The following is a 19,638-nucleotide window of genomic DNA, read 5'->3' on the forward strand; positions in this document are numbered from 1 at the left end:
ACGGGCCGCCGTTGGTCGACGGCGTCTTCGTCTGGAAGATGCCCTTCGATTCGGTGCGCTGGCGGTCGCCGCCACCGGTGGTGTCGCGGTCGTCCTTCCAGATGGCGAAGCGGCAGTGGTCGCCTTCGACGACGACGTACTCGCGGTCGGGGTGGTGGTGGCCGCGGTCGGCCTCGATGCCCTCGAAGGCGTTCAGGCCGTCGGTGGCGGGGTCCGGATGCCAGAGCGGAGCGACCCGGGCGGGGGGCCAAGGCGAGTCAGCCGATGTCCTGCGCCACGAGACTCAGGGCGACCGGTAGTCCCAGTCCAGTTCCCAGCACTGCAGGTGGTGGTACCCCAGGATGGCCACCGCCGCGCAGCCGTCGGGCGACAGCTCCGCCGCGATCACGTCCTCGGCGCACTCGATTTCGGTGACCAGGCCGCCGCTGGGCAGGTGCCACAGGCGCAGCAGCCGGGACGACGCCGTGAGCAGGAGGTCGCCGTCCGCGCTGAGGGCCAGCGACGTCACCCGGTCGTCCGCCACCTGGGCCACGGCTTCGGCCGAGCCCGCGACGGACAGCACGATCTCCCCCGTGTTGTCGAAGCCCAGGCGGGTGCCGACGAGGACGCGGCCGTCCGCGCTCGCGACGAGCGACGACTCGCCGGGGTACACGCGCGCCTGGCGCACCGACGTGAAGTCGCCGGCGTCCAGCACCCAGGCCCGGCCGTCGTCCTTGACCAGTACGGCGACCGACCCGGACAGGACCAGGCGCTCGTCCTCGCGGACCGCCCAGCCGTGCAGCGGGCGGCCCGTCAGGCGGTTGCGCAGGATGCTGAGGCCGTCCCCTCGCACGAACTCGAACGCCGGGTTTTCGTCCTTCAGCACGGGGTTCCCGGCGTCGTCGCGCACGACGACGCCGGCGCGGCGGGCCGTCCGGAGGTCCCACAGGACGTCGGCGCCGTCCGAGTCCGTCGTGAGCACGTGGCGGTCGTCCGCGCAGGCCGTCGCGCGCTCGAGGTCCAGCTCGTGCCGGTCCGGGGCGGCCACCACCTCGCCGGTGCGCAGGTCGATGACCCGGACACCGCGGCCGAAGAAGTCCGCGAAGGCGTAGTGGACGTCGCGGGTGAGCGCCGTCCGGCCGTGCAGGACGGCGTCGAAGCGGCGGGTCGGCCACACGCCCGCGAGCGCGGTCCGCTCGCTGAGGCCGCCCACCCGCCGCCACAGCGTCCGGAGCTCCGGGTGGCGCCGGTAGGCGGGCATCGCGCGCACGACGTCCAGCTGCCGCCGGGCGTCGGCGAGCCGGCCGGTGTCGAGGAATTCCGCGGCCAGGCCGAGGTTCTCCGCGGCGGCCAGCGCGTCACCGGCCATCCGGTCGGTCGGCTGCGGGCGCGCGTAGCTCCACGGCGCGGCGGGCCCCGGCTCGGGCACGTGGACGACCACCGTGGTGTGCACGGTCTGCGGGGTGCGGGTGCCGAGCAGGACCAGTGCCGTGCGCCCCCCGGCGTCCGCGACGACGCTCATCGTGTTGCGGGAGTGGACGGTCGTCGAAAACGTGCACCGGCCCTCGTCCAGCCGCCAGCCCTGGAGCACGACGTCGAAGGTGTTCACCGCGGTGCGGCCGTCGTCGCTGACGGCGAGCCAGCTGAAGCCCTTGTTCCACAGCAGGGCGCTCCCGACGACCTGGACGTCACCGGTCGCGAGGTCCAGCAGAACCACCTTGTCGTCGTGGGTGGCCGAAAGCGCGTACCGGGCGGAGGGGCTGATCGCGCAGTTCTGCCGCAGCCCGCCGACCCGCCACAGCTCGTCGCCGGTGCGGGCCGCCAGTACCCGCAAGGTCCAATCGAAGCCGTCGAAGACGACCAGGCGCTCGTTGTCCGCGGTGACCGCGATCCCCCAGCCCCGGCCGTACTCGGACTCCGGGCGCCCGGCGCGGACCAGCTCCACGGCGTCGCCCAGCACGCGCACCGATCCGTCGCCGCCGACAACGGCCACCACGGTCCCGTCCGGGCTGACCGCGACGGCTTCGACCGCGACCGCCGGCAGGTCGACGACCCGGGTGCACTCCCCCGTCGTCGTGTCCCAGACCCGCACCTGCCCGGCCTCGTCGGCGGAGGCCAGCACCCGGCCGTCGGCGCTCAGCGACTGGGACCGCAGGCGGTTTTCGTGGCCTGTCAGGTGGTGGCGCACCCGGCCCTCCGGCAGCGCCCAGACTTCGGCCTGGCGCTGCTGGAACGTCACCGCGGCCACCCGGCCGTCGGCGCTCAGCGCGAGCGGGTGCGCCAGGTTGCTGTGGATGATGCCGGGCCGCTCGGTGACCTCGCGGTCCGGAAGCGCGCGGGCGAGCGCAGTGTCCGGGCCGTCCGGCAGGTCGTCCAGCAGGCGGAGCGCCGCTTCCTTGTCCCCGCGTTCGATGTGGACGGCGGCGATCAGGTGGTCGGCGGTCCGGTCGCCTTCGTGGCTCAGCCGCACCGCGTCCAGCTCGGCGAGCAGCTGCCGGTCGGTCTGCGCGCCGGACCGCCACCGGCGCAGGCCGCGGTTGTAGGTCGCGTGCGGGTGGTGCGGGTCGGCCCGCAGCGCCTCCGCCCAGAGCTCGTCCGCCTGCTCGGCGCGCCCGAGGTCCAGCAGGGACAGCGCCCGGTTGGACAGCGCGTCGGCGAGCAGCGGGGCCTCGTCCGGCCGCTGCCGCGGGTAGGGCTCGAAGACCGTGGCGCGGTAGAGCTCGGCGAGTTCGTCGGCGAGTTCGCCGAAGCCCGCGGGCCGGGCCGCCGGGTTCTCGGCGAAGCACCGCCGCAGCAGGTCGGCGACCCCCGGCGGCACCGGCGGGAGGACGGGGTCGGCGGGACCGGCCTCGAGGAACTGCGCGAAGACGCCGGCCGCCGCGTGCCCGAACATCGCGGGCGGCCCGCCGGCGAACATTTCGAACACGCTGACCGCCCACGACCAGACGTCGGTCGCCGGGCCGAGGGTTTCGCCACGGGCCTGCTCGGGCGAGCAGTACTCCAGGGTCATGCCCCCGCCGCCGGTGGCGTTCGCGAGGCCGAAGTCGGTGACCTTCGCCGCGCCGCCGGTGTCGAGCATGACGTTGGCGGGCTTGACGTCCTGGTGGACCACCCCGCGCGCGTGCGCGTGCCCGAGGCCCCACGCGGTCTGGATCGCCAGGTCGAGGATCCGGCGCACCGCCGGGCGGTGGCCGTCGCCGTAGAGCGCGCGGTCGCGGACGGCCTCGGCGAGGCTGCCGCCGCCCGCCCATTCGGCGAACACCCGGGGCGTGCCGTCGACGCGGCGGACGTAGGCGCAGCTCACCAGGTGCGGATGCGCGCCGAGGCCGACCCAGGTCTCCGCCTCGGCCTCGAACCGTTCGGCGTCGGCCGGGGACGCGACCAGCTCCTGGCGCGGGGTCTTGACCGCCAGCTCCATGCCCCACTGCCGGTGCCACACGCGGTAGACCAGGCCCATGCCGCCGGTCGTGACGACGTCACGGACCTCGTACACCCCGAGCACCACGTCCCCCGGGGCCCACATCTAGTCCACCTGCGCCACGTACAGCGGGGTGCCGAGCAGGACGTCGACGCCGCCGCCGGTGGGGCTGGGCCCGTGCAGCAGCCGCTTGGCGACGAACTCGAGGTTCTGGTCCGGCCCCGGCATGGCCTCGTTGGCCCGCTGCACGGCGGCCAGCGCGCCCTTGTGCGCCCCGTCGTCCTCGTGCTTGATCGCTTCGGTCAGCGCGCCGATCCCGGGATCGCTGCGCAGCCCGGCGAGCAGCGACGGCATCACCGACCGCGGCACCCCGGACGCGGCCGGGGCGCCACCGCCGAGGATGTGGTGCCCGGACCCGCCGAGCCCGACGACGGTCCGCCCGGTGGTGCCGCCGAAGTAGGCGAGCGTCGGCTCGGCGGGGAACGGTCCCCAGTTCATCGGCAGCAGTCCCCAGAAGAACTGGCCGGGTTCCTCGACCGTGCCGAGGTCGCCGTGCTCTTCGAGGTAGCGGACGACCCGCTGCAGCTTCGCGGTGCGCTCGCCGCCCGCGGGTGCTTCCCTGGCCTGCTTGCCCCCGAAGAGCTTCAGGTTCACGCTGACCTCGGTCGTGCGCTTCTGCGCGAAGCCCGGCGCCATCTGCGCGAGCAGCATGTCGACTTTGCTGTCACTGACGTACAGGTAGTACTGGAACGACAACGTGCTTCCCATCCCCCGACGACGCTGGCCGGATCATACCGGCCGTCAGACCGCCTTCAGCACGCTCGCCAGCATGATCGTCGCGCACACGATCCCGTTGAGGATCCGGTGGTCCACGATGATCGCGGCGAATTCGCGCAGCGTGGCGCTCGGCCAGAAGTACCACGCCGTCGGGGCGCCGATGACCTGGCCGTTCACCCGGGTCTTGCGGGCCAGCAGCGCCGCGCGCAGGACGTGGAAGTTGTTGGTGACCACGACGCACCGGTAGTCCGCCCGCCGCTCGCGCATGAGGCCGGCGCTGAACGTCAGGTTCTCCCGCGTGGTGCGCGATCGGTCTTCCAGCACGATCCGCTCGCGCGGCACGCCGCGGCCGGTGAGGTAGTCCGCCATCGCGTGCGACTCCGGCAGGTCTTCGCCCGGCCCCTGCCCGCCCGAGGTGACCAGCAGCGGCTCGCGGCCCTTGCGGCATTCGGCGTCGAGCACCCGCCGCCCGCGGTCGAGGCGGGCGGCCAGCAACGGCGGGACGTTCTTGCCGCCGAGCAGGCCGGAGCCGAGCACCACCACGAAGTCCAGCGGGCGGCGGGTGCGGATCCGGCCGTAGACCAGTGAGTACAGCAGGAAGCAGACGAAGAGGAACGACAGGTACGCGACGATGCCGTCGACGCTGTCGCGGACCGCTTCCAGCGGCGCCCAGCCCAGCTGCCCGACCACGAAGTCGAACACGATCAGCGCCACGATGCCCACGCCGGCGGCCAGGGACAGCAGGTTCGCCGGGCGGCGGCCTTCGCGGCGCAGCATCGTCACGCCGTTGCCGATCAGGAACACCGCGAGCACGACGATGGTCAGCGGAACCAGCGCGACCAGCCCGAGCGCGACGAAAGCCGCGGCCTCCGGCGAAATCGACGCCAGCAGCGCGAGCAGCGTCAGCCCGAAGAAGGCCAACGCGAAGAACAGGTAGAAGCCGTTGCGCAGCTTGCGGCGGTCGAGCAGGAAGCTGACCAGGAAGACGGCGAAGCAGAAGACGGCCGCGGCGAGCGGGAGCAGGGCCGGGTTCACGCGACCTCCAGCCGTCGCCAGGTCGCCAGGAACACCAGTGCCGCGGCGACGGAACCGAAGGAGGCGAACGAGTTCGCGGCCAGGTAGACGACCCAGGCGTTGTCCCGCACCGTTTCCGCGTACCCGCCGCCGGCCAGCGACGCTCCGATGAGGACGGTGCCGAGGCCGAAGAACACCACGGCACCGAGGACGGCGACGGTCACCACGAGCACCCGCGGGATCCGGCGCGGCCCGTCGTGACGGCTGATCGCCCCGCGCCGCGCGAGCCACCACGACGCCAGGCAGGCCAGCGCGAGGGCGATCGCGTCCGCGGCGAGCGTGTCGGACAGCCGGTGCCACTTCGCCGTCACCGTGTACGCGCCGATGCCGACCGCCCAGGACAGCAGGAAGAACAGCGTGACCCCGCGCCAGCGGTAGGGCACCACGATCAGGGCGGCGAACAGCACGGTCATCGCGATCGTCGTGTGCCCGCTCGGCAGGCTGTTGGCGGCGTAGTGCCCGGTCACCTCGACGAGCCGCGGCCGCGGCAGCACGTACCGCTTGAGGACCTGCGTCACGAGCTGGCCCGCGACGATCACGCCGGCCGCCGCGAACGCGAGGTCCAGGCGGCGGCGCAGCAAGCCGACCAGCGCGACCACGACGACGGCGGCCACCAGCGAGACCAGCGTGATCCGGCTCAAGCTCGCGTCGGCGACGGCCTGGTCGCGCGCGGCGGCCTCGTCGGCACCGCGCAGCGCGGCGTTCTCCAGCTCCTGACCGGGCACCGTCCAGACGGCCAGGGAGTAGACCGCGGCCAGGACGACGGCGCACGCGGCGGCGACGACCGGCCAGCGACGGACGGGAACCACCCCGGGGACCTCCTGCCGTGCCGTTGGTCCGGACAGCCTAGTTGCCTGCTGCGACCGGCCGCACACCGAGGGTGAGACGCAACCTTCGGCGGGCTTCGCGCGTGGACCTGGTGTTCGAGTGGTCTTGTGTTGATTGTCTGGTGTTTTCTGAGTTATTCCGTTTGCCCGTGTTCCGTGTTACGTTCGGTTTGACGAGCCCGCGGTAGTGCTCCGGGCTCGGCGTGCCCGCCCCGCCCGGAGTGCTCCGCCGTCCCCGCCAGGCCGGTGCGCGGTTCCGTGCGCGTCCTCGGAGGAGTTCGATGCGCCGTCTCGTCGTCCTGGTCCTCGCGCTGCTGTCGCCGCTCGTCGTGGTGACCGCACCCGCGAACGCCGCCGTCACCCCCAAACCACCGCCGCTGTCGACGCCGTGGACGTCGCAGGTCAGCACGACCGATCCGCTGCCGGAATACCCGCGGCCGCAGATGACGCGGCCCGACTGGCAGTCCCTCAACGGCGAGTGGGAGTTCCTCAACCCCGCCACCGGCTCCGGCGGCAGCGTCGACCGCAACGCCGCACCCCCGCTGGGACAGACGCTGCCCGAGCGCATCCTGGTGCCCTACCCCGTCGAGTCGGCACTGTCGGGCATCATGCGCAACGACAACCGCGACCTGATGTTCTACCGCCGCACCTTCACCGTGCCGCCGGCCTGGGCCGGCCGGAACGTGCAGCTGCACTTCGGCGCCGTCGACTACGAAGCGACCGTGTGGGTCAACGGCGTCCAGGTCGCGGCGCACAAGGGCGGCTACGACCGGTTCGAAGCCGACATCACGGCGCGGCTCAACGGCGGCGCGAACGAACTCGTCGTGCGCGTGTACGACCCGACCGACGGCCGCGGCGAGAAGCAGCCGGTGGGCAAGCAGGCCACCACGCCGTCGAACATCTTCTACACGCCCACTTCGGGGATCTGGCAGACCGTCTGGCTGGAACCGACCGCGCCGTCGTCGATCTTCTCGGTCGACATCTACCCGAACCTGGCGAACAACACCGCGCGCGTGCGGGTGTTCGGGCGGGGGAACGTCAGCGGGTACTCCGTGCTCGCCGAATCGATGACCGGCGGTGCCGTCGTCGGCAGCGCGACCGGTGGCTTCACGGAGTTCTCGGTGCCGGTGCCGAACGCGCGGCGGTGGTCGCCCGACGACCCCTTCCTCTACGACCTGCGGGTGTCGCTGCGCACCGCCTCGGGCGCGACGGCCGACCAGGTGGTCAGCTACTTCGGCATGCGCGAAATCGGCACGAAGAACGTGAACGGCGTCCTGCGGCCGACGCTCAACGGCGAGTTCGTGTTCCAGATCGGCACCCTCGACCAGGGTTTCTGGCCCGACGGCCTGTACACCGCGCCGACCGACACGGCGCTGGCCTCGGACCTGCAGAAGCACAAGGATCTGGGCTTCACCATGGTCCGCAAGCACATCAAGGTCGAGCCGGCGCGCTGGTACTACTGGGCCGACCGGCTGGGATTGCTGGTGTGGCAGGACATCCCGTCGACACCGACAGCCGACAGCAACCGGACGCCGGCGCAGATCGCCGAGTTCGAAACCGAAGCGCGCGAGATCGTCGACGAGCACCGCTTTTCCCCCGCCGTCGTCACGTACGTGCCGTTCAACGAAGGCTGGGGCGAGTGGAACCTCGACGAGACCAAGCGCGTCACGACCAGCCTGAAGAACTACGACCCGACCCGGCTGGTGAACGCGCACAGCGGGTTCAACTGCTGCGCCTCGAAGGGTGACCCGGGCACCGGCGACATCATCGACTGGCACGTCTACACCGGACCGGACGCGCCCCGCCCGTCCGGTAACCGTGTGTCGGTGCTCGGCGAGTTCGGCGGGCTCGGCCTGCGCAACCCCGGTCACGAGTACAGCCCGACCGGCAACTTCTTCGCCTACGAACAGATGGCGAGCGCGGTGCAGCTGAACGACCGCTACACCGGCATGGTCCGGGACGCGAAGCAGCTGATGCTCACCAAGGGCCTGTCGGCGTCGGTCTACACCGAGATCACCGACGTCGAAGGCGAGTACAACGGGCTGCTGACCTACGACCGGCGGGTGCAGAAGGTCGACACCGCCCGCGTCCGCGCGGCGCACACCGACCTGATCACCGCCTCGAAGAACCTCAACGCGGCCGTGCCGCTGACGCTCGGGCACCTCCGGTCGTTCCGGGTGACCACGCCCGGGTACACCGACCGGTACCTGCGGCACGCGGATTCCCTCGCCCGCACCGATGTCCTGACCACGGGCAGCGCGGACGGGGCCCGCCAGGACGGCTCGTTCCGCACGGTCGCGGGGCTCGCGAACCCGCGCTGCTTCTCCTTCGAGTCGGCGAACTTCCCCGGGAAGTTCCTGCGCCACGCCGACAACCACGTCCGCATCGACGGCGACACGGGCGGCTCGTTCGCCGCGGACGCCACCTGGTGCTCCCGGCCGGGCCTCGCCGCCGGCGGGACGTCGTTCGAGTCGTTCAACTTCCCGGGCCGGTTCATCCGGCACTACAACGAGAGCGTCTACCTGGCCGTCAGCGGCGGGCCGAACCCGTGGGACACCGCGACGAGCTTCGCCGCGGACGCGACGTGGGACGTCTCGGCGCCGGCGCTCTGGCGCAGTTCGGTACCCCTGGCGGTCAACGCACGGCAGTCGCTGCAGGTGACGACGTGGGGCTACACCGACCGCTACCTGCGCCACGCCAACGGCCTCGCCTACACCGAGGTGGTGAACAGCGGCAGCAGCGCGCTGCTCAAGCAGGACGCGACGTACACCGTCCGGCGCGGGCTGGGCGAGTCGTCGTGCTACTCGTTCGAGTCGGTGAACTACCCGGGCCAGTTCCTGCGCCACCAGGACGGCCGCGTCCGCAATTCGCCGGACGACGGGTCGGCGCTGATGCGCGCGGACGCGACGTTCTGCAGCCGCCCGGGCCTGGGCGGCACCGGCGTGACGTTCGAGTCGCTCAACATCCCCGGCGCGTACCTGCGCCACTTCGACTCGGCGGTGTACATCGCGTCCGGCGCGGGCACCGGCTCCGACCGCCCGCAGACGGTGTCGGCGGACAGCAGCTGGACCGTGGCGGCGCCCTGGGCCCCGTGACCGGCGGTGGTCCGGTGTGGACTGTCCACACCGGACCACCGGCTCACCCGGCGTAGCACTCCGCCAGCGCGCCGAACGCCGCCTTCGGTTCCCACGGCACGTCCGGGTACGTCTCGCCCGTGCCGTTCTCCAGCACCTTCACCACGCCCCAGCTCGCCATGTCCAGGTCCTCGGCGGGATCTTCCCGGTGCCAGAGCCCGTAGCAGACGAAAGTGCACGCGAAGGCCGCGTCGACGCCTTCGGTGGTGAACACCTCCAGCAGTTCGCGGAAGTACCGCGCCTGCTCCTCTTCGTCGCGGACGTACGCGCCCTTCAGCCGGACCGGGACGTCCCCCTCGTACTCGAGGATCTCGCCGCAGCGGGCTCCCAGGTCGGCCGCGCCGCGGTACGGGGTCACGCCGAACTCCGTGATCGCCACCGGCTTCCCCGCGGCGACCAGCGCGCGGATGCCGTCGCGGTAGCCGTGCGCCACCTCCTTCGAGCGGTGCGCGTCCACGGACACGATGTCGAACGGCGCCCAGTCCACGCGCTCCAACGGCACCGACGCGTAGGTGATCCGGCCGCCGAAGCGGGCCCGGACCGTCCCGGCCGCGCGGGCGAGGAACTCGTTGACGCGGGCCGGGAGGCCGGCCACCAGTTCGCGGGACGCCAGCAGGTTCGCCACGCGGTCCTCGAGGCCGTCGCCGGGGACGAAGCCGTGGCTGAACAGGCTCAGCTCGGCGCCGGTCACGAACACGACCTCGGCACCCGCGGCGCGCAGCCGTTCCGCGCGGGCCGCGCCGTCGGCGAACTGCGCGAGGATCTCCTCCGGCCGGCGGTCCCAGGGGAACGGCGAAAACCACACCTCCAGCCCGAGCGCGGCCGCCTGGCGCGCGGCGGATTCGATCCGGTCGAGGTCGGTGCCGATCAGCCGGACGGCCGTGCAGTGCAGGTCGTCGCGGATGATCGTCAGCTCGCGGCGGACCAGGTCCGCGTCGAAGGGGCGGTTGAACCGCCCGTCGCGCGCGAGGCCGGTGTCGTAGCCGATGCCCTTGGCTCGCATGGGCGAAGCTCCTCCCAGTTTAGGTACGGTACGTACCGTACCCTAAAACTACGGTACGGTCGGTATCCATGGCCGAAGTGAAGACCCGGCGCCGGGGGACGGAGCTGGAAGACGCGATCCTGCGCGCCGCGGCGGACGAGCTCGCCGAGGCGGGCTACGCCGGGCTGACCATGGAACGCGTGGCCCTGCGGGCGGGCACCAACAAGAACGCGCTCTACCGCCGCTGGCCGAACCGCGCCGCACTCGGCGTCGCCGCCTACCGGCACCTGGCCGGCGACCGGCTGAGCCCGCCCGGCACGGGTGACCTGCGCGAAGACGCCCTGACCCTGCTGCGCGCGATCAACTGCGGCCAGTCCTCCCCCGCCGCCCGGATCCTCCGCGGCCTCCTGGCCGGGGTCGGCGACGAACCGGAGCTCCTGGCCCAGCTGAACGAACAGGCCGCCGAAGGTGTCACGAACACCTGGCAGACGGTCGTCGACCACGCGATCACCCGAGGCGATGCGCCGCCCGGAGCACGGCACCCGCGGGTCGCCACCGTCGCGCTCGTGCTGCTGCGCAACGAATACCTCACCCGCGGACTGACCACAGTGGACGACTCCGTGCTCGTCGAGATCGTCGACGAGGTCTTCCTGCCCCTGGTCCGGCGCCGGTGACGCGGCTCGAGCGCCACACGAAGATCGCCGACGCCCTCGCGGACGCACCGGACGACGTCCTGGCCGCCGCGCGCCCGCTGGGCACCGGGATCGGCGGCTCGACCTGGCTCCTGACGGTCGAAGGCGAGCCCGTGTTCGTGAAGCGGGTCGCGCTCACCGACGTCGAGCGGCGGCACGAGGGTTCGACGGCGGACCTGTACGGCCTGCCGCCGTGGTCGCACTACGGCGTCGGTTCCGCGGGCGGCGGCGCGTGGCGGGAGCTGGCCGCGCACCGGGCGGCCAGCGATTGGGTCCGCACCGGGCAGTGCGGGAACTTCCCGCTGCTGCACCACTGGCGGGTCCTGCCCGGCCTGCCGCGCCCCCGCACCGACCTCGAGCACGACGTCGCGTTCTGGCACGGCGACCCGGGCGTGCGGCGGCGGCTCGAAGCCCTCGACGGCGCCACCGCGGACCTCGTGCTGTGCCTCGAACACGTCCCGGAGAACCTGACGCGGTGGCTCGAGCGGAACCCCGGAGGGATCGAACTCGCCCACCGGGACCTGCGGGCCGTCACCGAATTCCTGGCCGGGCAAGGTGTCCAGCACTTCGATGCGCACTTCGCGAACGTCCTCACCGACGGCGAACGCCTGTACCTCACCGACTTCGGCCTGGCGGCGCTGCCGGACTTCACGCTGTCGGGCGCCGAGGCGGAGTTCCTCGCCCGGCACGCCGACCACGACCGCGCCTACGTCTTGACCCACCTGGTCAACTCGATCGTCCGGCCGCTCGTCCCCGAGCCGGACTACCGCGTCCGCCACGCTTTCGTCCGCGACTGCGCGGCGGGACGCGCGCTGCCGGAGCTGCCCTCGGCCGGGCTCCTGCGGCGCTACGCCCCGCTCGCGGTCGTCGTGAACGAGTTCTACGTTTCCCTGCACGGGGAAAGCCGCAAGACCCCGTACCCCGCCGGGGAAATCGCTCAGCAGCTGGAGCGCGCCGGCTTGCCCGCGAACCGGCCGGCCAGGTAGCCCACGACGTCGCCGGCCGAGAACGCGAGCGTCGTCACGTGCTCGCCGAGGTAGCCGCCCCAGGTGACCGGGACCCCCGCCGCGCAATAGTCGCGGCGCAGGGTCTGCGCCTGGGCGAGCGGGATGATCTCGTCGGCCGTGCCGTGGAACAGGAACACCGGGGCCTTCGGCGGCCGGGCGCCGAGCTTGTTCTCGGCCAGCCGGGCCTGCCACTTCGCCGTGGTGAGCGGGTTCGCCGTCGTGTAGTCGGCGATGTGCCCGAAGGCGTAGCCGAACACCGCGTCGACGCAGGCGTCCCGCTGGGTCGCGTACAGCGTGCGGCCGCGGTCGTTGAGGTAGGCGGGCAGGTCCAGCTCGGGGTAGGCCGCGTCCAGGCCGAGCGCGGACAGCAGCAGGAAACCGAACCCGACGCTGCCTTCGAGGTTCTTCGCCACCGCGTCCAGGTCCGCGGGCGTGCCGCCGGCCGTGATGCCCGCGACGGCCAGCTCGGGTGCGTACGACGGCGCCAGCTCCCCCGCCCAGGCCGCTCCCCCGCCGCCTTGGGAGTAGCCGGAGAACGCGACCGGACCGCCCGCCGCGAGGCCCGCGGCCGGCAGCCGGGTGGCCGCGCGGGCCGCGTCGATCACCGTGTGGCCCTCCGACCGGCCGACGACGTAGGTGTGCGTGCCGGGTGTGCCGAGGCCTTCGTAGTCGGTGATCGCCACCGCCCAGCCGCGGCTCAGCATCGCGTCGACGAAGAGCGGTTTCTCGTAGTCCGGCTGGAACTTCGACGGCGCGCAGCGGTCGCCGATGCCCCGCGTGCCGCTGGCCACCGACACGATCGGCCGCGGCCCGGCGCCGGTCCACGGCTGGGCCGGCACCAGGACCCGGCCGGACACCGCGATCGGGGTGTCCGTCGCGGACCGCGACCGGTACAGCACCAGGTAGCCCTTGGCCCCGGGCTGGTCCGGCAGCGGCCGCCACCACACGACGTCGCCGTCGGCACCGGCCGGCAACGGGCTCGGCGGGGTGTAGAAGGCGTCTCCGGCGGGGCCCTGCGGCGGCTCCGCGGCGTTCGCCGGGCTCGCCGTGGTGGACACCAGGAGAACGGCCAGTAGGACCGTCCACAAGCGACGCATGGGAACTCCTCGTCGAGTCCGTTGTCGGGGAACTGCTTCAGAAGACGCGGTCGACGTCTTCGGTGATCAGGTGGTCCAGCGCGCGCTCGGCGACGGCGGCGATGGTCATCGAGGGGTTGCAGGCGGCGGTCGTCCCCGGCATCAGGGCGCCGTCGAGGACGTACAGGCCGCGGTGGCCGAGCACGCGGCCTTCGAGGTCGCAGACCGTGCCCATCGCGGCGCCGCCGAGCGGGTGCCAGGTGCTGGGCACGACGGCGGTCGTGTCGAGCAGCACGCCGAGCGGCCCGGCGATGCGGGAGATGCGTTCGTGGATGCGCGCGCTCAGCTTCGCGTCGGCGTCCGACGGCCAGTGCAGGACGGCGTCGTCCTTCGCGGCGTCGTAGACGAACCGGCCGCGCCCGGCGCTGATGCCGTAGCCGACGAGCATCGTGGTGCGCAGGTCCGGCAGCGGCGGCAGGGACGCCTGGATGACGGTGTTGGCCGTCGCCGGGTCGTCCCACTCCTTGCTGCCGTAGACGACCGGACCGCCTTGCGGGGCACCGAAGTCGTCAGCGAGGTTCGTCCAGGTGTAGATGCGGTCGCCGTTGGTGCCCCAGCCCGCGCCCAGTTCGTCGGGCAGGTCGGGGATGTCGCCCTTCGCGCCCGCGCGCATCAGCAGCCGGGTCGTGTTCGCCGTGCCGGCCGCCATCACGAGTGCTTTCGCGGTCAGGATCTTCTTTTCGAGCACGTTGCCGGCGGTGTCGATGCGGTCGACGCGGACTTCCCAGCGGCCGTCCGGCGCGAGCGCGACATCGGTGACGTTGTGGAGGACCGCCACGGTGCAGCGGCCGGTCGCTTCGGCGGCGGCGAGGTAGGTGACGTCGACCGAGTGCTTGCCGCCGTTGTTCACCCCGAGCGCGCAGTCCCCGTTGGTGTAGGACGGTTTCACTTCGCCGTCGAGCTCGCGCAGCGCGAAGTCCCAGTCGATCGGCATCGGGATCTTCTCGACGTCGTAACCGGCGTTGCGCGCGTTGCGGGCGAAAACCCGGGCGGCTCGGTAGGTCCTGCTCTCGACGAGGGCGTCCGGCGCGGTCTCGATGCCCAGCATCGCGGCGACGCGGGGGTAGTGGTCGGCGGCCATCCGGGGGTAGTCGAGCTGTTCGGGGAAGCAGGCGTGGAACAGCTCCGCGGTCGGCTGCAGCGTCATGCCCTGGTAGACGAGCGAGCCGCCACCGACACCCGCCGCGCACATCATGCTCATGCCTCGACCGCTCACCTGTTCCAGCAGCCCGGTGTAGCGCTCGAACGGCGGCAGCGACGGCAGTCCCGGCAGCGAGGGCGCGGAGCCGAGCCAGAAGATCCGCTTGTCCGGCGACGTCGGGTGCGGGAACGTCTCGGCGTCCGGCCCGGTCGGCCAGCGCCGGCCGCGTTCGAGCACCAGCACGGGCACGCCGGCCCGGGCGAGCCGCAGCGCCGTCACCCCGCCGCCGAACCCGGACCCGATGACGACCACCCGGTGTTCCTCGCGGGTGACCCGGGCGGCCCCGAGGGCGGCGGCCCCGGCGACGGCGGCGGCGCCCTTCAGGACGGTGCGGCGGTTCAGGACGGGCATCAGGCTCCTCCGGCGGTGGTCGTGACCTGGGGTAACGGTAGGAACCCGAACCGAGAGATGGAACGGATTGCCGGTCTCACTACTCACGAGTAACGTGCTGGCCCATGCGCGCAGGGCGACCGTCACCGGCCGTACCCCGCCGCGTCGACGCGCGCCGCAACCGCGAAGCGATCCTGCGCGCGGCCGACGAGGTGTTCAGCGAAGAGGCCGACGTCGTCCTGGACGAAGTGGCCCGCCGGGCCGGTCTCGGCCGCGCGACGGTGTACCGCCACTTCCCCGACCGCACGGCACTGGCGTTCGCCGTCGCGGCCCACCACCTGACGGCGCTCAAGGGCCTGATCCGCGACGAACCGTTCCGAGAGCTGCTGTGGCGGGTCCTGGCGATGCAAGCCCGGCGGCGGCCCCTCGTCCGGGTGTTCCGCGAGCTGCCGGAACGCAGCCAGCGGCAGTACACGCAGGCCCTGATCGCGTTGCTGCGCCCGGCTTTCGAGCGAGCCCAGCGTGAGGGCGGAGTGCGCGCGGACCTGGAACCGGCGGACCTGGCGTTGCTGTTCGAAATGCACGAAGCGGCGTTGGTCGCCGGGCCGGCGCCACGAGAGCGGACGGAACCGGCGGAGCGGCTGGTGCGGGTGTTCCTGGACGGCCTCGCCGGCGCGGGCGGCTGATCGCGCGGTCACTCACCCGCTCGGCCGGATCTCGTCGAATCGGGGCGACGCGACCGGGGACAGCGGAGACCGATCGGCTCTTGACCACCACCCGGAGCGGACATAAAGTCAGCGTGCCCGCCCGATGTTAACGTTAACATCTTGCCCGAAGGGTACAACGATGAAGTTGTCCTCCCCGCGCCGTTTCGGCGTCGTGCTCGCCCTCGTGGCCGCACTCGTCCCCGTCCCCGGTGCGAGCGCCGCGCCACCGGCCGCCGTCAAAGCCGCCGCCGAAAGCCTTTCCGTGCCCGGGATCGACGACGTCCGCGGCAACCTCACCCTCCCCGCCGGCGGCCCGGACGGCACGACCGTCACCTGGACGTCGAGCGCGCCCGCCGTCATCACCCCGACCGGGGAAGTGACCCGGCCGCCGTCGGGGAGCGAGCCCGTGCACGTCGGTCTCACCGCGAAGGTGAGCGCGGGCCGTGACAGCGTCACGCGGCGGTTCACCGCCACCGTCGTGCCCAAGCCCGTCCAGGAACCCCTTGCCGGGTACAGCTTCTTCTACTTCACCGGCGAAGGCACCTCCGACGGGGAGCAGATCTACTCCGCGCTCAGCCGCGGCAACGACCCGCTGAACTTCACCGAGCTCAACAACGGCCGGCCGGTCCTCAAGTCGAGCCTCGGCGAACTCGGCGTGCGCGACCCGTTCATCCTGCGCTCCCCCGACGGCGACAAGTTCTACCTCCTCGCCACCGACCTGCGGATCTACGCCGGCCGCGGCTGGGACGCCGCGCAGCGGACCGGGAGCCGGTCGATCATGGTGTGGGAGTCCACCGATCTCGCGCACTGGTCGCGCCAGCGCAGCGTGCAGGTCTCGCCGCCGACCGCCGGGAACACCTGGGCGCCGGAAGCCTTCTGGGACGCCAAGCGCGGCACCTACGTCGTCTACTGGGCTTCCAAGCTCTACGCCGAGAACGACCCGAACCACACCGGCGACAGCTACAACCGGATGATGTACGCGACCACCCGCGACTTCGTCACCTTCAGCGCGCCGCAGGTGTGGATCGACCCGGGCTACTCGGTGATCGACTCGACCGTCATCAAGGACCAGGACACCTACTACCGCTTCACCAAGGACGAGCGCAACACCACGTCCTCCACGCCGTGCAGCAAGTTCATCACCGAAGAGAAGTCCACCGACCTGCTCGACCCGCACTACGGCTTCGTGGCCGACTGCATCGGCAAGGCGACGGCGACCGGTCCCGGCCTCTCCGCGGGCGAAGGGCCCACCGGCTTCAAGTCCAACACCGAGAACAAGTGGTACCTGTTCATCGACGAGTTCGGCGGCCGCGGGTACGTCCCGTTCGAGTCCACCGACCTGAACTCCGGGAAGTGGACGATGTCGACCGGCGCGCACCTGCCGGCGTCACCGCGGCACGGCACCGTCCTGCCCGTCACGCAAGCGGAGATGAACCGGCTCAGCGCTCCCCCGGCACCCGTGCGGGCCGACGCGAACGGCCTGGTCGCGCACTGGCCGCTCAACGCGAAGTCCGGCACGGTCGCGGCCGACACCACCGGGCACGGCTACGACGGCGCCCTCGCCGGCGACGTGAGCTGGACCGACGGCGCGCTCGCGTTCGGCGGCAGGAACGGGCACGTGCAGCTGCCGAACAACCTGCTCACCGGCGCCGCCGCGGCCACCGTTTCCGCCGACGTCCTGGTCGATCCAGGCCAGCAGACGCCGTACTTCCTGTGGGGCCTGGGCAACACGGCCGAGGACGGGACCGGCAACGGCTACCTGTTCACCACGGGCGGCACCGCGAGCGGCGGGCTGCGCGGCGCCATCGCGACCGGGAACTGGACCACCGAACAGCAGGTGGCCTCCGCCGGCGGGCTCCCGCGCGGGGTCTGGAAGAACGTGACCCTGACCGTCGGCGACGGCGTGGCGGTGCTCTACCTCGACGGCGTCGAAGTGGCCCGCAACGCGAACGCCACGATCAAGCCGTCGGACCTCGGCGGCGGCGTCACGGCGGCGAACTACCTCGGCCGGTCGGTGTACGCGGGCGACAAGACCCTGATCGGCAAGATGAAGGACGTGCGGCTCTACGACCGGGCGTTGTCCGGGGTGGAGGTCTCCGCGCTGCCGTCGAACAGCACCGCCATCCGCTCGGTGGAGCTGGCCTCGCTCAAGACGCCGGCCGTCGTCGACTCCGGCGCCGGGACGGTGGTGCTGCCGGTCAAGCCGGGCACCGACCTGCGCAAGCTGGCGCCGACGTTCGGCCTCGCGCCGGGTTCGACCATCAAGCCGGGCAACGGGAAGCCGGTCGACCTCAGCACGCCGAAGCGGTTCACGGTCACCGGGGCGGGCGGCGACCGTCGCGTGTGGACGGTCGAGGCGCACGAGGTGCGCAGCCCCGTCCTGCCGGGCTTCACCGCCGATCCGAACATCGTCGCGTTCGGCGACACGTACTACCTCTACCCGACCACGGACGGCTTCGACGGCTGGAGCGGCACGAAGTTCTCGGCGTGGTCGTCGAAGGACCTGGTGCACTGGACGGACGACGGCGTCATCCTGGACCTCGGCCCCGACGTGAGCTGGGCCGACAAGAACGCTTGGGCGCCGACGATCGCCGAGCACGACGGCAAGTACTACTTCTACTTCTGCGCCGAAGCCAAGATCGGCGTGGCGGTGAGCGACTCGCCGACCGGCCCGTTCGTCGACTCCGGCAAGCCCTTGATCGCGAGCAACCCCGACGGCGGCCAGGCGATCGACCCCGCGGTCTTCGTCGACCACACCGGGCAGCCGTACCTGTACTGGGGCAACGGCAACGCCTACGTCGTCCCGCTCAACGACGACATGGTGTCCTTCGACCCGGCGAAGATCACCCGCCTGACCGGCCTCGACGGCTTCCGCGAGGGCCTGTTCATGGCGGAGCGCAAGGGCACGTACTACCTGAGCTGGTCGATCGACGACACGCGCAGCGAGGACTACCGCGTCGGCTACGCGACGGCGCCCTCGCCGGCGGGACCGTTCACCAACCGCGGCCTGATCCTGAGCAAGGACGCCCACCTCGGCGTCCTCGGCACCGGGCACAGCTCGATGCTGCAGGTCCCGGGCACCGACGACTGGTACCTCGCCTACCACCGCTTCGGCATCCCGGGCGGCGACGGCACCCACCGCGAGACGACGATCGACAAGCTCACCTTCCGCCGCGACGGCACGATCGCCCCGGTCGCGCCAACGCTGGAAAGCGTGCGGCCGCAGCGGATCCCGTGGCACTGCGGAGCGGTCCGGGTGATCTAGCCAGGATCACTCGAAGCGGTGAGACGGAGATCACGAGCGTGGACGTTTACCCCGGCCAGCGCGGGGTAAACGTCCACCGTTCAGGTTGCTTCGCCGCTTCCGCCCAGGAGTCGTTTGATGACCAGCGTCCTGACCGACGGCCTCGAAAACGCCCGACCGGTCCCCCGGCCGCGCCCGCGTCCCGTCGCGTCCGAAACGCTCACCGAGCTCGCCCGCCTCGCGGCGCTGGCCGAGCTCGCCCGGCGCTCGTCGCCGTCCCTCATGCACCACGCGATCCTCGCCGGCACCTCGCCCGCCACGGTGGCGGCCGCCGCGCAGATCGACGTCGCCGAAGCGCACATCCGCTGGCACGAATGGGCCGACACCGCGGTCGGCCGCGACGAGTACCTCCGGGTGCACACCGCGTTCGCCGACGCCGTCGTCGCCCGCCACCGGCCCTTCGCGGAGGAGCCGTGCCCGTGACGACCGGAGAGACGACCCTGGCCGACCTCGCCGCGCTGGACAAAGCCGCGGCCGAGCTGCTCGACCAGATCACCGAACAGCTGGCGACGGTGGCCGAACGGCGCTGAGCCGGAGCCTGGGTTCGAATTTGAACACCGGGTACCGTGGTGGCATGGGTCATGCGCGGGGGCTGAGCTCCGAGGAGAAGCGGGCCTGGAACGCGTTCCGCACCAGCTTCACCCTGCTCCACCAGCGGATGGACCAGCAGCTCAAGCGCGACTCCGGCCTGTCCCACCTCCAGTACGAGATCCTCGCCCGGCTCGGCGCCGCCCCGGGCCGCGAGCTGCGGATGGCCGAGCTGGCCTGCGCGGTCTCCAACTCCAAGAGCGGGCTGACCTACCAGATCGGCCAGCTCGAGCAGGCCGGGCTCGTGCGGCGGCGCGCGTGCGAAAGCGACGTCCGCGCGGTCTACGCCGTGCTGACCGACGAAGGCGCGGCCCTGCTGGACCAGGCCGTGCCCGGGCACGTCGCGCTCGTGCGGGAGCTGCTGCTCGACGTTCTCACCCCGGCTCAGCTGAGCGCGCTGGCCGACGGTCTCGGGGAGGCGAACCGCCGCATGCTGGCGGCCGAAGACTGCTCTTGACGTGACCTGGGTCACTTTTCGCCGG

14 protein-coding genes are annotated in these 19,638 nt (G+C 72.2%); 7 read left to right on the forward strand and 7 right to left on the reverse strand.

Annotation, left to right across the window (positions count from 1 at the left end; genetic code table 11):
• Positions 1-283: 283 nt before the first annotated feature.
• Genes ACLJQM_RS26765 through ACLJQM_RS26780 form a run of 4 tightly spaced genes read right to left on the reverse strand, consistent with a single transcriptional unit; the run spans position 284 to position 6,057 of the window.
• Positions 284-3,502, reverse strand: a complete 3,219-nt coding sequence (locus tag ACLJQM_RS26765; protein ID WP_410633185.1) for a protein kinase domain-containing protein — start codon at positions 3,500-3,502, stop codon at positions 284-286.
• Positions 3,503-4,165, reverse strand: a complete 663-nt coding sequence (locus ACLJQM_RS26770) for a DUF7019 family protein (protein ID WP_410633186.1) — start codon at positions 4,163-4,165, stop codon at positions 3,503-3,505.
• 33 nt (positions 4,166-4,198) lie between these two features.
• On the reverse strand, positions 4,199-5,209 hold the full coding sequence (locus ACLJQM_RS26775) for a YdcF family protein (protein ID WP_410633187.1): 1,011 nt from the start codon (positions 5,207-5,209) through the stop codon (positions 4,199-4,201).
• Positions 5,206-6,057, reverse strand: a complete 852-nt coding sequence (locus tag ACLJQM_RS26780) for a phosphatase PAP2 family protein (protein ID WP_410633188.1) — start codon at positions 6,055-6,057, stop codon at positions 5,206-5,208. The genes ACLJQM_RS26775 and ACLJQM_RS26780 overlap by 4 nt, the downstream gene beginning before the upstream one ends.
• A gap of 299 nt (positions 6,058-6,356) precedes the next feature.
• On the opposite strand from ACLJQM_RS26780, the gene ACLJQM_RS26785 reads away from it, so the two are divergent.
• Positions 6,357-9,170, forward strand: a complete 2,814-nt coding sequence (locus ACLJQM_RS26785) for an AbfB domain-containing protein (protein WP_410633189.1) — start codon at positions 6,357-6,359, stop codon at positions 9,168-9,170.
• Positions 9,171-9,213: 43 nt separating this feature from the next.
• Here ACLJQM_RS26785 and ACLJQM_RS26790 read toward each other — a convergent pair whose 3' ends face one another.
• A complete protein-coding gene (locus ACLJQM_RS26790; protein ID WP_410633190.1) occupies positions 9,214-10,212 on the reverse strand; it encodes a hypothetical protein in 999 nt (332 codons plus the stop codon).
• Between the two features lie 68 nt (positions 10,213-10,280).
• Between ACLJQM_RS26790 and ACLJQM_RS26795 the strand changes: the two genes are divergently transcribed.
• Complete coding sequence (locus ACLJQM_RS26795; protein ID WP_410633191.1) at positions 10,281-10,865, forward strand: TetR/AcrR family transcriptional regulator; 585 nt, start codon at positions 10,281-10,283, stop codon at positions 10,863-10,865.
• The gene (locus ACLJQM_RS26800) at positions 10,862-11,869 is read left to right on the forward strand and encodes a hypothetical protein (RefSeq protein WP_410633192.1); all 1,008 of its coding nucleotides are present in this window, start codon (positions 10,862-10,864) and stop codon (positions 11,867-11,869) included. The genes ACLJQM_RS26795 and ACLJQM_RS26800 overlap by 4 nt, the downstream gene beginning before the upstream one ends.
• On the opposite strand, the gene ACLJQM_RS26805 is transcribed toward ACLJQM_RS26800, so the two are convergent.
• Both ACLJQM_RS26805 and ACLJQM_RS26810 read right to left on the reverse strand, forming a co-directional pair.
• On the reverse strand, positions 11,821-12,987 hold the full coding sequence (locus ACLJQM_RS26805; protein ID WP_410633193.1) for a lipase family protein: 1,167 nt from the start codon (positions 12,985-12,987) through the stop codon (positions 11,821-11,823). The genes ACLJQM_RS26800 and ACLJQM_RS26805 overlap by 49 nt on opposite strands.
• Before the next feature lie 37 nt (positions 12,988-13,024).
• Positions 13,025-14,578: a GMC oxidoreductase gene (locus ACLJQM_RS26810; RefSeq protein ID WP_410633194.1), complete on the reverse strand. Its 1,554-nt coding sequence runs from the start codon at positions 14,576-14,578 to the stop codon at positions 13,025-13,027.
• 104 nt (positions 14,579-14,682) lie between these two features.
• On the opposite strand from ACLJQM_RS26810, the gene ACLJQM_RS26815 reads away from it, so the two are divergent.
• From ACLJQM_RS26815 to ACLJQM_RS26830, 4 genes are all read left to right on the forward strand, one after another.
• Complete coding sequence (locus ACLJQM_RS26815) at positions 14,683-15,243, forward strand: TetR family transcriptional regulator (RefSeq protein WP_410633195.1); 561 nt, start codon at positions 14,683-14,685, stop codon at positions 15,241-15,243.
• Positions 15,244-15,403: 160 nt separating this feature from the next.
• A complete protein-coding gene (locus ACLJQM_RS26820) occupies positions 15,404-18,529 on the forward strand; it encodes a family 43 glycosylhydrolase (protein WP_410633196.1) in 3,126 nt (1,041 codons plus the stop codon).
• A 117-nt stretch (positions 18,530-18,646) separates the two neighbouring features.
• Positions 18,647-18,991 carry a hypothetical protein gene (locus ACLJQM_RS26825; RefSeq protein ID WP_360776168.1) on the forward strand — a complete coding sequence of 115 codons (345 nt, stop codon included), beginning with the start codon at positions 18,647-18,649 and terminating at the stop codon, positions 18,989-18,991.
• A gap of 151 nt (positions 18,992-19,142) precedes the next feature.
• Positions 19,143-19,613, forward strand: coding sequence for a MarR family winged helix-turn-helix transcriptional regulator (locus tag ACLJQM_RS26830; RefSeq protein ID WP_410633197.1), 471 nt, complete (start codon positions 19,143-19,145; stop codon positions 19,611-19,613).
• Positions 19,614-19,638: the final 25 nt, after the last annotated feature.

The sequence above is a fragment of the Amycolatopsis sp. cmx-4-83 genome (assembly GCF_046548815.1).
GTDB classification, from domain to species: Bacteria; Actinomycetota; Actinomycetes; order Mycobacteriales; family Pseudonocardiaceae; genus Amycolatopsis; species Amycolatopsis pretoriensis_A.

Coding starts and splice junctions, on each gene's coding strand:
- ACLJQM_RS26765 (WP_410633185.1), bottom strand. CDS start 3,502: ATGTGGGCCCCGGGGGACGTGGTGCTCGGGGTGTACGAGGTCCGTGAC.
- ACLJQM_RS26770 (WP_410633186.1), bottom strand. CDS start 4,165: ATGGGAAGCACGTTGTCGTTCCAGTACTACCTGTACGTCAGTGACAGC.
- ACLJQM_RS26785 (WP_410633189.1), top strand. CDS start 6,357: ATGCGCCGTCTCGTCGTCCTGGTCCTCGCGCTGCTGTCGCCGCTCGTC.
- ACLJQM_RS26790 (WP_410633190.1), bottom strand. CDS start 10,212: ATGCGAGCCAAGGGCATCGGCTACGACACCGGCCTCGCGCGCGACGGG.
- ACLJQM_RS26795 (WP_410633191.1), top strand. CDS start 10,281: ATGGCCGAAGTGAAGACCCGGCGCCGGGGGACGGAGCTGGAAGACGCG.
- ACLJQM_RS26805 (WP_410633193.1), bottom strand. CDS start 12,987: ATGCGTCGCTTGTGGACGGTCCTACTGGCCGTTCTCCTGGTGTCCACC.
- ACLJQM_RS26810 (WP_410633194.1), bottom strand. CDS start 14,578: ATGCCCGTCCTGAACCGCCGCACCGTCCTGAAGGGCGCCGCCGCCGTC.
- ACLJQM_RS26815 (WP_410633195.1), top strand. CDS start 14,683: ATGCGCGCAGGGCGACCGTCACCGGCCGTACCCCGCCGCGTCGACGCG.
- ACLJQM_RS26820 (WP_410633196.1), top strand. CDS start 15,404: ATGAAGTTGTCCTCCCCGCGCCGTTTCGGCGTCGTGCTCGCCCTCGTG.
- ACLJQM_RS26825 (WP_360776168.1), top strand. CDS start 18,647: ATGACCAGCGTCCTGACCGACGGCCTCGAAAACGCCCGACCGGTCCCC.
- ACLJQM_RS26830 (WP_410633197.1), top strand. CDS start 19,143: ATGGGTCATGCGCGGGGGCTGAGCTCCGAGGAGAAGCGGGCCTGGAAC.